Genomic DNA, 15,104 nt, shown 5'->3' with positions numbered 1-15,104 from the left:
GCCCAGTGATTGCAACCTCAGTACTCCTACCTGTCAGAGGAGGTCGCCGAGACGATTCCCCTCATCGGGATGAGAAATGCCATTCCCTCTTGTTCAGCACGCATCGCGACATCGCGGAACAGCTGCTTCTCGTTCGATTCACCGATGTCCGACAGGAGATCAATGTCGCGCACTTGTTGTGCGTAGTGCGACATAAGCCTGTCCCATGAAACCAACCCTTCATGCTCCCCTTGGTCGGCTTCCCCTTCTGCCCACACTCTGTCGACCTCAAGGGCACCGATCATGGCGTTAAACGCGTCAGCTCGGGACCCTTCCCGATAGGCGCTCAAAGCCAGGGTTGCGGCAGTGATCGACTCTGCAGCCAATGCTTCGGGCAGGAGGAATTCGTCGGCTTCATTGATCAGGTGAAGCTCTGATTGTGCGCTATTGATCGCATCTTCGATCCTGGGGGTCAACTGGACGGCAGATGCCCCAGGCCTGGCTCGGAGGACCCTCCAGGCTCCGACAAGCGCGTCATGAACCAGACCGTGTCCTCGCAGCTTGGGGTGCGCCTCACTGTATGCCTGATAGACAGGAAGAGTGCGATGGGCTGCGGCCAGCGAGAGAGCGAAAACTCGCTCAAGAGGAAGCTCCTGGCAGGCTGCCTCGACCCGGTCGATCTGTTCTTGAGTGAGCACTTACTTACCTTCCGGCGCCATCGGGATCCGGAACTACTTTCCCGGAACCCATAGAGCTGTTCTTGGACTCGTGATTGTCACCGTCAAACACCCTAGAAGCCGTGCCGGAATGAAATCTGGTGGGACTTCTGGCGATCTCGGCTAACAATCGGGCAATGGAGACCCGAGCCTATCTCGATGAACCCTTGCAAGAGCACCCTCTTCGATACCGATTTTCCCTTCATCGGCATGACAGAGGAGAGCAGCTCTCATGGAGGAATAATCAACGTGCGGCGGCACGTCGATTGCCCACAAGCAGCCTGTCGTATCAATCTCCCAGGAACAATCAAAGCTGCAGAGCATGGCTTCAACTGTGCCCCTCGCGTCGTCATCATGAATAATGATTCGAACCGTCGAGTGCCCGGCCTCCGACACGAACTCCTCGAACACGAACTCTCTGCGCTCGTGATCAGCTTTGACTCGCACAACGTCCCCGTAGGCGATCCCCTTCACGTAGAAGGGAGTGTTGCGAATCTGGACTTCCATCTGCACGGACGTCTTCCCAGTCCAGAGCCGCTCCGAGGAGGCGCGGGCCCAATCTGCAGTCTCGTCAGGGAGGTCGAAGACTACCTGGTACAGCCTCTCAGGCTTACCCGTCGGCACCGACTCACCGCCGCTAGGGTTCGAGGAAGCCCCTGAGCTCATTGTCCCAATCTTCCATGGTCTTGGTGAACTTATCCCTGTCGCACTGGCGACAGGCCGCAGCACCGTTATGTGTGCCATCATTCTCCCACTCAGCACCACCACCATCGCACAGAGGCGGCTCGCCAGCCGCTACGGGAATATCCGGGCAACGATGTGACGAGCAACCTGAGGCCTCCGGGAGCGCTCTCAGACAGGGCATCGCCGACCTCTTCACCAAGCGGGAAACCACCATAATCTCGGCCAGACTTGCCGGGCCTTCATACACCTGGGCCAGCTTGTCCAGCGGAAAAATGAGAGCAGCTTCCAGATACCCAGAGCGGCGCTGCTGCCCGCAGCCGTCGACATCCAAACACCGGGCACTCTGCTCATCTTCGACTGAGGTCAAGCACCATCACGTCATGCAGGTCCGCACCTGCCCATGGGCGCGCTTCCCCGACATTGCGGTACCCCCATGCCCGGTAAGCAGCCGATGCCGCCGTGCTCCCCGGGTGGACGTTGAGCAGCACGCGCTCGGCCTCAATGTCGTGGAGCAGTATCTCGTGCAGTCGGCTCGCAATCCCCTGCCGACGCCACGGTCCCCGTACGGCGAGTTCCATGAGCCCGAAGGTGCGGTGTCCATCCTCACGTCGCATGTCTTCCGGTACGGGCTCGGTCAGTTGGTCCCACCAGCCCGTGTTGGGGCCGAGCGGGTAGCCGTACGCCATGCCGACGGGTTCACCGTTCTCGTCACGGGCCAAGGCAGCACGGAAGGTCGCTTTGCGGGTCTGGGACCGAAAGCGGCGGAAGGTAGCCGCAACGTCGTCCGCAGTCTCGTTGTACGGCGGTTCCGCGAACGCGTCGGCATAGATCAGCCGCAACGCCTCCTCGGCTCGCGCAGCGGCAGGCCCGTCCATGCGCTCAATGGTGATGGCCCCTTGTTCTGTCACGTGACGCTCCCTCGCATGCGCTCCCCGCATTCGCGGGCAATAGCGCTGTCGATGCCGCCGACGGCCCGCTGAAACCCTCGGATCCTGTCCAGGAGCCGCGGTGAGGCGATACTGCCGCACGCATCGAGAACGGCGGCCATCTCCGCACACGCCTCTTCGACTTCCCCGGCCTCAAGGAGTACCTGAGCCAGCTTTACACGGTACGAGGCGCTGTTGCGGGCAAGGTCCCCGCTCATGGCACGCACTGCGGCCCGCAGGAAGGGAACGGCACGTTTGGGCTGCTCGGCCCGCACGTACATTTCCGCCGTCGCGTAGTCGACCTCGAACGGACCCACGAAGCGGGCCCACTTGGGCACCTCGCTGTCCGTATCTGCACATCCCTGGTGGTTGACGGCCCGGCTCAGGGCTCGGCGCGCCCCGGACAGGTCTCCCGCATGAGTGGCCACGTTGGCATCCCGCAGCGCGATCACGAGGTGCACCGTATGCCCGGCGCCGGCACCCACGGCGAGTCGGTAAGCATGCTCGACCGCGCTCACGGCCTCCCAGACCCGTTCTGCCTTGATGGCGAGCAGTACGAGCGTTTCCAGCACGGAGACCTGGAGCAGCGGGTCGTCCACGAGCTGTGCCGCTGCAAGAGCTTCCATGCAGGCAGCCCGCCCCTGGCCGATCCGTCCGCCGTCGTAGCCGTACCACGCCCGATGGCCGTGCAGCTCGGCGAGCATCGTTTGCAGCTCACGGCCGATGCGGCTGGTGTACGAAGCGGCGGTAAGGGCGCCCGTGATCTCCCTCTCGATACGGTCCGCCTGCATCATGGCCGGCATGCTGCCGACCGTGTGGTCCGTCCGGTACAGGCCATCAAGCCTTACGCGCAGGCACGCGACGTCGGCCGATCCGAACCTCGGACCCGGCCGAGCGGGAACAATGGCTTCCGCCGCGAGGATCCCAGCGTCGGCGACGAACGTCCTCCGCCTCACCTCTCCAGGGTCGCTGATCGGCGCCGACACGGTCAGGCGATGAGGAGGGACGTCAAAGCCCATCTCAGCGAGCGGTACGCCGAACATGGCTTCCAGAACCACTTGTTGGCCCGGGTGAGGAAGTGGCGGGGGATCCTCACGTTCCCAACGGCGGAGCTGCCGCACGCTGATGGTGGCGTCGGTGCCGAGGCGAGCGGCTTCCTCGGCGAACGCATCCACGAAGGTCTCCTGCGTGTGTCCGGCAGCCTTCCGTAACTGCGCCAGCTCCTTCATGGCTCCGCCTGTCATGCGCTTCCCCTCGCACCGGTCGTCTTGCTCCCTCACCGTAGCCACATGGCTTCCATGGCGCGTGGAAACGTCCTCACAAACGTCCGGTCCGCTGACCGTCACAGTGCCCGTCCACACGGTGCACTGGGTGACGCACCACGCCACGTCACGGCTCGATGGGTGCAGGTACCGCAAGGAGGTAACTGGTGGGTGAGGAACGCCCCGCCGCATTCACGGTGGACCAGGCCGGTACGGCCCGATGGGTGCCCGCGCCCGAGACGCTGGTCGTTGACACCTCATGTGGCTGTGTAGGCACGGCAATTGCCTGGGACGGAGAACAGCTACGGGTCATCTTGAAGCCGCTCGACGGCGGCGACGTATGGCACACCACTACATATCGCCCCGCCAACCGGACCGACCATCTCAGGGCCCGCGTCTCGATGCTCAACCACAGGGGGGACTACACGTGTTGAAGCCCCTGCCCCCTGTTCAGCATGTCAGCGGCCCGCCTGCCTACCCCACGCAGGACGAGTGCGGTATCTGCGGCCAGTTCCGGAGCGCCATCAACGGGGCCGTCGGGCGCGTCCAGTGGGCCAGAGTCACCGGGGCGCACGCTGAACTCCATGCGGCCTTGAAGCAAGAGGCGGAGTATCGGAAGGGGTGGGTTGGCCACCTTGCGCGTATCCCGCACAAAGAGGAGTGAGTCCTCAGCCCGGATAGGGACTGCCTGGGGGCCGTAGAACCTGATGAGACAACCAAAAACGCCGGAGGCCAACCAAAAGGTTGGCCTCCGGCGCACCCTTGAACGAGACGCTCAGCGCGCGTCACTTGTCCAGGCGGATCTCATCCCTGAACGGGTCCATCAAATCCGGGCTCTGCGCCACGAGTTCCGACTCGAAGGCGTCCCAGCCGAATTCCTTGACATAGGCCGCCTCCGCCCTACTGATGGGAACCATCCAGACCATGACTGCCCTGTTTCCGGACTCCAGGTCCACAGCAGCGAAACCGTCGTCGTAGTAGACCGGAATCGCAGAGTAGAAGGCTTCGAGCTTGCTTCCAGGGATGATCGGCCCGAACGGTCCTACAACATCGCCCCTGAGCAATGCCCCATTCTGGAGAACACGCATGGCGAGTTGGTGGATGAGCGCAGGGAATGGCCCGTCCGAGTACTTGGAGTCAACCCCCAGCACCAGCTCCTGATAGTAGAGACGTTCCGAACCTTGCGCACTGCGCCCATGCTCACTCAGCCCGACCGTGGCGTAGGTATCAACCTCTGGCAGCACTCCGTTCTGGAAGAAGCCGATCTGGAACGGCATCGGTTGGGAATCAGGGTCAGCCGTCCAGCCCTTCACAATCGCACCGAGGCGATTCTCCATGTGCTCGATGAGCCTCATTCGTCAACCAAACCTAGCGTCATTGTTTCCTCCACTTCGGTTGCATGCAGCGCATTCGAGGCTGGTCCCTCTCTGGTATTCATCGATCACTTCCCTCCGTGTCACATTCGGCGAGAACTGTCGATTCGACCAGGACGGATTATGACTCACATCCCAATCCCGCTGTTGACCGGGCGTCCGTGGGGGAACCATGACCTCGCCAGCACAGTTCGGACCTTGTGTGGGGCAGAGGCGCCCGCCATTGGGGCCAACCTCTGCATTATTCCACGCCGCATCTTCAGTTGCCTTGCGGAAGTTTCCCCGGCTTGTCACCTGCCCCGTAGCATTGGTGCCCCGGAGCATCCCATCGCTGTCGAGCTGCCCTGGGTTCAGACGGCTCGGGTCCGAAGTGAATCGGCCAGCAGCATCTCGCGCCGGCCCACAGTTGTTGTGTACCAGGACCGGCGCCGCACCTGCCTGCACATAGTACGTGTGGATCCCGCCGACCGAGAGGTTGAACACCTGCTGGACTGCGGTCCAAGCTCGCGTCGCGGTGACCTTGACCCATGTGCCTGCTGAAGTGCGCAGTAGGGCGCCCGGTTTGATGTCGCTGGCCTTCACCCAGGTGTGCTGGTCTTCCACCCAGAAGGGGTGGCCCTCGGTGGCCGTGATGGTGTCCGTGGCGTTGCCCTTGTCACCGTCCGTGTCGATGGTGAGACGCACCAGGTGCTTCTCGCCGTTACCGACGATGACGTCTTCCACGGGTCGGGCTTCTGTCCTGCCTGTCGTGGGGTCGGTTGCGAGGACCTTCTCTCCGGGCTTGATGTCCTTGATCGGTTTGGCGGAGCCGTCGGCCATCACCACCAGGGTTTCGGGGGTGAAGCTGTTGATCTGGCAGACCGTTCCGACGGCTTCCTCAACCTTGTCGGCCGCCTTGCCGCTGCCAGCGACATGTTCCACCTTGCTGGCCATGCGTGCGGCTTTTGCTCCGCGGACGGCTCCGGTGGACCCGGGCACGAAGATGCTCGCGACTGTTGCCGCTGTCCAGAGGCATGCTTCGACGTCGCCCTTGGTGGCGCAGTTGATGGCGTCGTTGATGCCGGTGACTTCGGCGGTGAAGTCCCAGGCGGCCTTCAGGTACGGTGCCGCTGTCTGTGCGAATTCGGACACCGCGGTGATGGCGCTGTCGACGGCGGAGACCATCTTGGCGCTGACGTCGGCGACGATCTTCGTGACTTCGACGGCTGCCTTGGCGACGTCCTGGACGACCTGTTTGGTCTCCTGGACCACCAGGGCCGGGATGTGGACTGCTGCGGAGACAGCTGTCTTCATGCCGGCGTAGACCGGGCGCAGGGCCTTGGCCAGGACCGGTATCGGGTTGTGTGTGGCGATGTATTTCTTCGCGGCGCGGGCCTTGTCGCTGATGTACTGCTTGCTCTCGCGGTAGATCTGCGCTGCGGACTTGTAGACGCGGGTGGCCGCGTTGCGTACGTACCGGGCTCCGGACGAGACCTTGTTGCCGAGCCATCTGGCGCCGGACGAGACCTTGTGGGAGACCCAGTTCACCGCCGAGGAGACTTTCCTCGCGACGTAGTGATAGGCGGAAGAGACCTTTCTGGCGACGTAGTGGTAGGCCTGGGAGACCTTCTCCGCTACGTAGTGGTATGCGGACGCGACCTTCTCAGCCACGTAGTTGTAGGCCGACGTGACCTTCTCGGCCACGTAGTTGTAGCCGGATGAGACAGCACTGGTGACCGCGTGGTAGCCCGACGAGGCCGCCTGTGTGGTCTTCTTCCACGCCTTCTTGGCCAGACCGCGCAGACTCCAGTGCCCGGTCGGGTCCGTGTTGTCCATCGGATCCGCGCTGGCGTACGTGTAACGGTTTGCCTCCACCGAGGGCGTCGGGTCCAGCGTGTAGCTGTCCCGTGACGTGAACGCCCCCGTTCCCGAGTCGTACCAGCGGGCGGCCATGTTGACCTGCTGCGACTTCGGGTCGGTCCAGTCGCCCTGGTAGCCGATGGAGATCTGCTCACCAGCAGCCGCCGTCGTCTTGCCGAACGGGTCGAAGCCCACCGACGAAGCCAGCGACTTGGGGTCGGTGTCCTTCGCGTCGACCGTGCCGATGACGTCGCCGTGACGGTCGTCCATCGCCAGGCGCGTCGTGCCGCCCTGGGTGACGGAGATCAGCTCACCGGTCAGGCCGCGGCTGTAGACACCGCGCCCGTCCGTGACGACGTCGTCGCCCAGGCCCGAGTACGTGTGCTGCGTGCCGTCCCGGTCGGTCAGGCGCCCGAAGGCGTCGTACTCGTACGAGGTCTCGCCCTGCTTGGCCAGCTGCCCGAAGGCGTCGAAGCGGCTCTCCTCCACCAGACCGGAGGTCGAGGACGTCTTCCGGGTACCGCGCGGGGTGTAGGCGTACGTGGAATCCCCGTCCGACATCAACCGGTTACGGGCGTCGTACACCGCCTTGCGGTCGCCGGCCTGGACGCGGTTGCCGGAGTCGTCCCACCCGTAGGTGGTGGTCTTGCCGGCCTTGTCGGTCCAGGACGTCAGACGGCCCGCGTCGTCGTACGTGTACTTCTGCTCCCCGGCGTCCGCCGTGCCGGTCGTCTTCTTCGATTTCAGGCGGTCGTTGTCGTCGAAGCGGTACTCGGCCGTGGCCAGCACCGTCCCCGACACCACGGACTTGGTGACGTCCGAGGTCTGACGGCCCAGGTCGTCATAGCCGAAGCTGCGGCTGACGCCCGGCGAATCGATGCCCTCCAGGGCGCCTGTCTTGTCGTAGCGGTAGCTGAACAGCTGCTGCGACTGGGCGTCCTTGACGGACTTGAGCCTTCCCTTCTCGTAGCCGAACACAGCGGTGCCGGCGGCGTCGACGCGGGTGAGCAGGCGCCCGTCCTCGTCGTAGCCGAAGGCCGCGTCACCGGAGCCGCCGCGGGCCGAGGTCAGCAGACCACGGTCGTCGTACTCGTAGGTGTTCACACCCTTCGGCGCGGTCGCCGAGACGACACGGCCGTTGCCGTCGTACTCGTAGATGCGGTCCGGGGTCGAGACCTCCGCGCCGCTGCCCGTCTCACGCAGCAGCAGACCCGACGGGTCGTACGTACGCACCCGCTCGACCTTGCCCGGCTCACTCAGCCGGACCGGGTTACCCACAGCGTCGTACGACGTCGTCCACGTACGGTCAGCAGCCCCCGGGTACTCCTTCGTCACCGGCTCGACCACCGACTCGGGCAGGCCGAGGGTGTTGAAGGTGTAGCGGGTGGTGTTGCCGCGGCCGTCGGTGTAACGCGTGCGGTTGCCGTTCGCGTCGTAGCCGAAGGTCGTGGTGATGGTCTTGCCGGAGCTGACCGGCTCCACCTGCTGGACGAGCTGGTTCTGCGCGTCGAAGGTGAAGCCGACGCTCTTGCCCTTGGCGTCGGTGGAGGAGACGACGTTGCCCGCGAGGTCGTAGCGGAAGCTGCGGTCGCGCAGCGGGGTCTCGTCCTTGTCCAGCCACAGCTGGCCGGTCATCCGGCCCGCCTGGTCGTAGGTCTGCCGCACCTGACGGCCCAGGGCGTCGGTGTTGCTGATGACCCGGCCGGCCATGTCGTAACCGGTCGTGGTCTTCACTCCGGCCGGGTCCTCGGTGCCGGTCAACTGCCCCAGCGTGTCGTAGGAGTAGCGCGTGGTGTCACCGGACGGCGAGGTCTTCGCGACCATCCGGTCGGCGTCGTCGTAGGCGAAGCTGGACGTGAAGTACCGGGTCTGCCCGGACTTCCGCTCCACCTGCGTCGCCGTCGCCAGCCGGCCCAGACCGTCGTAGGTGCTCTCGGTACGCGCACCCGTCGGGTCCGTCACCGACAGCTCCTCGCCGGTACGGCTGTAGGTGTACGACCACACAGCCCCCGCGCCCGACGGCACGGCCTTGCCCGGCTCGGTCACCAGGCCCAGCAGCTTCGAAGTACGCGGCTCCTCCCGCTGCACCAGACGGCCCAGCTGGTCGTAACGGAAACGCTTGGTGTTGCCCAGCGCGTCGGTGACGGCGGTGATGCGGCCGCCCGCGTCGTACTCGTTGCGGCTGACCGGCGTGATCGGCTCACTGCCCCCCGGCGGGGTGTACGACGGTGACGTGGTCGTCGTCGGACGGCCCGTCTTGTCGAAGTCCACCGAGGACACACGGCCCTGCGGATCCTTGGACTGCGTCGCCTCGTCGAAAGTGTTGAAGCCGGTGAGCGTCGTCGGGCGCAGCTTGACCGGCTTGCCCGCGTCGCCCTCCTGCCCATTCTCCACGTCCGCCGCCGGCTCGGTCACCGAGATGCGGCGTCCCAGCGCGTCATAGGCGTACGTGGTCGTGAACGCCTCCGGATCCGCGCCTTCGGCGTTGCCGCGCGGCTCGGTCTCGGCGAGCAGCAGGCCGCGCTGGTCCCACTTGAAGGTGGTGGTCAGGCGCTGCTTGTTGTTGTGCGTGGTTTCGCTCAGCTCGCGGCCGACGGCGTCGTAGGTGTACTCGACGATCTCGGAATTGCTGCTGCTCCAGGTGATGTTGGAGCTACGGCCGGTGTGCACGACGCGCGTCACGTTGTCCGCGTCGTCGTAGCTGTAGCTGACCTTGCGGTCCAGCTTGCCCGGGTCGGTGGTGATGCTCTCCGTGCGGCCGGTCAGGTCGTAGCTGTACTCGGTGACGAGTGCGCCGTTGCCGGTCGTCTTGCGGATCACGTTGCCGAGCGCGTCGTACTCGTTGCGCTCCAGCTCGATGTCCCGCGTGGAGCCGTCCGCCTGGGGAACGTCCTCCATGCGCACGGACTTCGTCAGGCCGTCGTTGTAGTAGCTGATGGCGCGTGTACGCCCCATGGCGTCGGTGTGCTTCGTCAGCCGTCCGGCCAAGTCGTAGGCGTACGAGTCGGTCACGAGGACCTTCTCGTCGCCCGAGCCGTCCTTCGGTGCGTCCTGCGGATCGCCCTGCCAGTCGCGCACCCGCACCTCGGCGATGCTGTTGCGCGTGGTGTACGTGGTCTCGGTACGCGTGCCGTTGGGATCCACTTGCCAGACGCGGTTGCCCAGCACGTCGTAGCCGTAGCTGGTCTCGGCGCCCTCGGCGTCCGTCACCCGCACCGGCCGTGCCGAGTCGTCGAACTCGGTACGCGTCACGCGCGGCGCGTCGCCACCGGTGAGGTCGGTGACCTCCGAGCCCACCCGCAGACCGTCCTTGTCGTACTCGACGGCCGTGCGCTGGGTGTGCGTGGCACCGGTGACTTCGTTCTTCACCCCCGGCTTTGTCGTGGTGACGACCCGGTTGACGCCGTCGTAGGTGAAGGAGACCGTCACGCCCTGCGGCTGGGAGCCGCTGACGTCGGTCTCGGTCAGCTTCCGGCCGAGCCGGTCGTAGGTGTAGCGCGTGATCAGCCCCGCCGGGTCGGTGGTCTCGGCGAGGTCACCGTTGGCGAAGTACTGATAGCGGGTCGTCTTGCCCTTCGCGTCGGTCAGCGACGCGAGCATTCCGGCGGGCATGGTGCCCTGGCCACCGAAGGCGGGCTCGCTGCCGGTGGTGAAGGTCCGGACCGCCTTGCGGCCGTCCGGCGCCGTCTGCTCGACCAGCTCGCCCCGGGTGTCGTACGAGTACGTCGTCCGGTAGGCGTTGTCGGAGGCGTCCTTCGAGCGGGCGTCGCGGGACTCGGTCAGCTTGCCGTTGCGCGGGTCTACCGGGTTCTGCTCGTTGAAGTAGTAGGTGTAGTAGGTGGTCTGGCAGTCGCTGCGGCTCCGGCACGTCTTGCGCGAGGCGACGTTGCCCCGGTCGTCGTACGTCATGTCGAGGGCGTGACCGTTCTCGTCCACGACGTGGTTCTGCAGACCCTTGTCGTCGTAGCCGAAGCTGCGCACGCCCATGGCGTTGATCGCGCCACCGATGAATCCCGGGTCCGGGTACTCCGTCGGAGGCTGCCCGTTCCCGGTCGCGCCGCCCTCGAACAGGCCGCCTTCGACGCCCGGTTCCGGCGTGTGGGACGGCTTCGGTTTCTCCGTCTCCTTGGGCTTGTCGCGCAGCGGCGAGACGAAGCGGATGAGACGGCCGGCCAGCGGGTCGTAGTCGTAGAAGGAGGAGCGGTCCTTGGGGTCCGTCACCTCGACGGACCGGATCAGGTCCTTGCCGAACATCGCGGTGAGCGGAACGCCCAGCTTCCACTGACCGCCGTTGACGTCGGTCAGCTTGCTGACGCGGTCGACGTTCGTGTCGTACGTGACCTCGACGGCCTTGCGTCCGGCGGGAGTCGTGATCCTGGTGAGCTGGTCGGCCTGGTCCCGTGCGGTGAACAGCGACCGAGCGGCGGCACCGCCCAGCGGCTTGTGGTAGACCGCGACCTCGTCGATGTCGCCCTTGAAGTAGGAGGGACCCTTGGCCGGCGGGGAGGGCCAGTCGTACGCCCAGCCCGCGCCGATCTCGGCGTAGCGCTGGATGCTGTGGTCGATCGGGCCTTCCAGCGTGCCGACGTCGTTGCCGTCGACGAACAGGGTCTGGCGCACCCCGTCGGAGCTGAGCACCACGTGATGCCACTGACCGTCGTTGACCGCCCTGCCGGTCGTGATGGGGGTGATGCCCCGGACCATGCGGAACTGGCCGCGCAGCTTGCCGTCCGCGCCGATGTACAGCACGGGGGCACTGGTGCCGTCGTTGCTGTCGTTGTGCTTGTCGGAGCGGTAGTTCAGCAGCACACCGTTGCCGGTGGTACGGAACCACATGCTGACCGCGAGGCTGCGCTGGAGGTTCAGCAGGTTCTCGGGCAGGTCCACGCGCGAGGAACTGCCGTTGAAGGTGGCCGCGTTGTCCGTGGCTCCGCTGAGCGGACCGGAGGAGCCGTGGCTCACGTCCACGTAGCGGGCCTGGTCCTTGCCCTGGTTGACCGTGACCTGGCTGACGGCGTCCTCACCGGAGTCCTCGCCGAAGCGCCAGTAGGCGTACGGGCCGGAGTCCAGGGCCACGCTGCGGTAGTGCGAACCGGTCGCGTACTCGTAGGTGGTGCAGGTCTTCTCCGGCGAGCAGACCTTCGTGAGCTTGTTGCCCTCGTACTCGTACGTCCACGTCAGTGGCGACGTACGCAGCGGGTCCGTACCGACCGTGCTGATGTGACCGCCCGACCAGCGGAAGAACAGGCTGCGCCTGCTGGTGTCATTGCTGATCTGGACGAGCTTGCCGCCCGCGTAGGTGAAGGTCTGCGTCAGCCCGCTCGCGTCGGTGATCCTGACCAGTCGGCCGTCGGCGCGGAACGTGTAGCGCACGCCGTTCTTGTCGGTGAGCTCCCACCCGCCGTCCTTGGCAGCGGTGAACACGGCGTCGCGGCCCTGGGGCGGAGCGAAGGAGCCGTCGGGGTTGCGGCCGAACCGCACCTGCTGCCCGTCGGGATAGGTGACCACGACGTTGCCGGTGCCGTCGTCGTCGGGCGTGACCCGCATGTCGAGGCGTGAGGCCCAGCCGGCGCCGAAGACGTGGTCGGTGCTCGGGTCGAGACTGTTGTACGTGCGGCTGATCGTCAGGTCCGGGCCGACCGTGGGCACCGAGGCGTCGACGGCCGAGCTGGCGAAGTTGCCTACCTGCGGGTCGAAGGGCTTGTCCGACGAGCCGTACGGGGAACCCGCGAGATGCGAGGTGATGACCGGCTGCGGGACCCCTGTCAGCAGGGTGGTGTAGGGAAGCTCCGGGCTGGTGGCGGCGTTGTCCTTGCTCCAGGGACGCCACAGGTACGTCTTGGACCACGAGAGCTTGCCGGCGGGCACGACCCAACTGCGGTCCGGGGACCAGTCGGAGAAGAAGCAGTCCTTCGGCTTGTTGCCCTTGTCGGCCTCGCAGACCTCGTAGCGGTACTGCAGCTTCTGGCCGGTGCTGTCCAGGTCCCGGGCGTTCGCCCACAGTTCGGGCGAGAGCGTCTGGGACTGGTAGCCGTTGGCCGGATACAGCGAGTCGACGACCGGCGGGATGGCCAGCACGTCCAGCGCGAGTCGCGCCGGCGGGACGCCTTCATCGGTGAAGAAGGCAACGTTCTTGCGGGCCATGGAGAAGTCGAAGTAGTACTGGCCCGGCTCCGTCCTCTGGATCACCGCGTCGAGCGTGACGCTGGCCCCGCGAGGAACGTCGTTGGGCAGCTGCGCGGCAATCGTCTGCTGGACGTAGCTGCCGTTTCGGTAGGCCCGGTAGGCCAGTACGTACGTGCTCGGGGTCCAGGTCTCGGCACCCAGGTTGGTGACCTTGATCCTGATCTTGCCGTCCTGACCCCGGCTGACCGGCGGCTCCGGGAGGGCACGCTCGATGGAGTACTTGGCGTCGTACGGGGTGTGCGTCACGTACAGCGACGGCGGGTTGGCGCTGCTGGTGCTGGAGAACTTCTTCCAGTTCAGCGATTCGGATTCCGACCCGCGCAGGGTGAGACCGTAGTTGGGACGGTTTCCGTTGGCCCAGTCCTCGATCAGGTCGCGGCCCTTGGTGCCCAGGTCAATGGCCTCCCAGGCCGCCGGGCAGGCCGAGCTGGACTGGCCTTCGGCTATCCAGCCGTGCGCGAAGGACGAACCGGCGATCTTGTCCCCGTACTTGGGGCCGGGGTAGGTGTGCCCCTTGCCGGGCGTCCACGGTTCGGTGACCGGGTGGACGTTGACCTCACGCGGGCGGCAGGAGGCCGACCAGTAGTTCAGTACGGTGAGGGACGCGCCGAAGATCTTGTGGTTGCGCAGCTTCGAGGCGACGTTCGGGAACGTCAGATAGCTCGCGGCCTGGCTGGTCTTCCCGTCTCGGACCGAGCCCAGTTTGAGGGTGTCCTCCGACGCCGAACTCCAGTTGTTGCTGCCGGACTTCTCGACGTACATGCTGGACGAGGCGCTGATGGGCTCGACCATGGGCGGGTCGACGCGGACCGGGAAGCTGCGCTCCGGCGAGGAGAGCCAATCGCCGTCGAGCTCCACGCGCAGCGCCTGGCCGCCGTTGTGCTCGACGATCCGGTAGTCGACCTTCGTGGATATCGCGCCGTCGCCCGTTTCGGGGTCGGTCTTGGAGTCCTCCATGTACCCGTGCGGGATGCGGACGCGTTCCTTGCCGTCGGCGTCCTTGAGGATCACGTCGCCGTTGTCGACGGACGCCGTCAGTCCCTTGCTCCGCAGGGGGAAGGTCCAGGTGCGCGGGGCGTTCGCCGAGCGCAGCACCATGACCTCCTTGAGACCGCCGGGCCTGGATATCAGCTCCAGGTCGGCGTCCTTGAGGACGTCGGGGTAGGTGACGGCGGAAGGATTCTTCTCGTCGACCCGGCCGGACGAGGCCTGCGCCCCCTCCAGCCCGAAGGACACCTCGTGGTCGCCGTCGACGACGAGACGGGCCAGGTCTGCGCTGTCCGCCCTGGCCGCGAGGTTGATGCCGAGGCTGTCGGCGGCATTGCGCCAGCCGCTCGCGCCCTTGTCGTTGTTCGGGACGAGGCGGGCGTCAATGGGCTGCCAGGTGCCGTCGGGCAGCTGGAAGTTGAGCCGCTCCTTGGAGAACTGGGTGGTCTGGGAGCCGTCCTTGTTGGTGTAGGTACGCTCGAACTCGCCCCGCTTGTCGGCTGCTTCGCTGCTGCTCTTCGGGTCGTAGCCCTTGATGTCCTTGGCGGGGCCTTCCTCGACCCTGGCCTCGTTGCGGGCGGTCGGGGTGGGCACCTTCGGGTGCTCCACGGCGTACTTGCCATGGAGCGTCTGCGGGCCGTCGGCCTTGACGGGGTCGGGTGAGCCGTCGAGATGGTCCCGCCCGGCCGCGCTGCCCCATCGCTGACCGTCGGGGCGCTTCGTGTGCCCCTTGACACCGGGGAGTTCGGGACCGGAGTCGGGCCGTTGAACGGCCTCGGAGGGCGCAGCGCCGGCGAACACCAGCATGGCTGCGGTCAGAGCAACGGCCCGGCTCAGGCCGGGCCGTTGACTGAAGAAGGAGCGGTGTCTGAAACCACCGCGGCGGCGTCGCGCACCGGGACCGGCGCGCCTACTGCCAGGATACACGGAAAAATCCACCCATCCTTGAGCTTAAAGAACGAAACCCCTGCAAATGGGCAGGGGTTACCACAGATAGCCACGACCACAGAGATGGCGGGCATAGGTTGATGTTGTATCCGAATAAAGATCGACATTGCAAGAGGTTGGGGTGCTCATGGTCAGTCAATAAGTCGATCTATTGCTGTGCGTTACCATCACGGGGAAATACGGGCAAAATGCCAATTTTGCCCT

The 15,104-nt window shown here is 65.6% G+C and carries 6 protein-coding genes; all 6 read right to left on the bottom strand.

Annotation, left to right across the window (positions count from 1 at the left end; all coding sequences use genetic code 11):
* Window positions 1-26 precede the first annotated feature (26 nt).
* Entirely contained in the window at window positions 27-677 is a 651-nt protein-coding gene (locus tag ACFP1Z_RS29890) for a hypothetical protein (protein WP_390320835.1), read from the bottom strand.
* Between the two features lie 141 nt (window positions 678-818).
* Window positions 819-1,319: a DUF4265 domain-containing protein gene (locus tag ACFP1Z_RS29885; RefSeq protein ID WP_390320834.1), complete on the bottom strand. Its 501-nt coding sequence runs from the start codon at window positions 1,317-1,319 to the stop codon at window positions 819-821.
* Window positions 1,320-1,726: 407 nt separating this feature from the next.
* Window positions 1,727-2,254 (bottom strand): GNAT family N-acetyltransferase, encoded by a 528-nt coding sequence (locus ACFP1Z_RS29880; RefSeq protein ID WP_390320884.1) that lies wholly within the window; start codon window positions 2,252-2,254, stop codon window positions 1,727-1,729.
* Window positions 2,255-2,283: 29 nt separating this feature from the next.
* Window positions 2,284-3,534, bottom strand: a complete 1,251-nt coding sequence (locus ACFP1Z_RS29875; protein ID WP_390320833.1) for a hypothetical protein — start codon at window positions 3,532-3,534, stop codon at window positions 2,284-2,286.
* Between the two features lie 818 nt (window positions 3,535-4,352).
* Window positions 4,353-4,922, bottom strand: coding sequence for a suppressor of fused domain protein (locus ACFP1Z_RS29870; protein WP_390320832.1), 570 nt, complete (start codon window positions 4,920-4,922; stop codon window positions 4,353-4,355).
* A 3-nt stretch (window positions 4,923-4,925) separates the two neighbouring features.
* On the bottom strand, window positions 4,926-14,759 hold the full coding sequence (locus tag ACFP1Z_RS29865) for a DNRLRE domain-containing protein (RefSeq protein ID WP_390320831.1): 9,834 nt from the start codon (window positions 14,757-14,759) through the stop codon (window positions 4,926-4,928).
* Window positions 14,760-15,104 lie beyond the last annotated feature (345 nt).

Origin of the sequence: Streptomyces gamaensis (assembly GCF_042656465.1) — a bacterium.
Taxonomy (GTDB): domain Bacteria; phylum Actinomycetota; class Actinomycetes; order Streptomycetales; family Streptomycetaceae; genus Streptomyces; species Streptomyces gamaensis.
The sequence above is the reverse complement of the archived record's forward strand: the minus strand, read 5'-3'. Positions and strand labels throughout refer to the sequence as shown.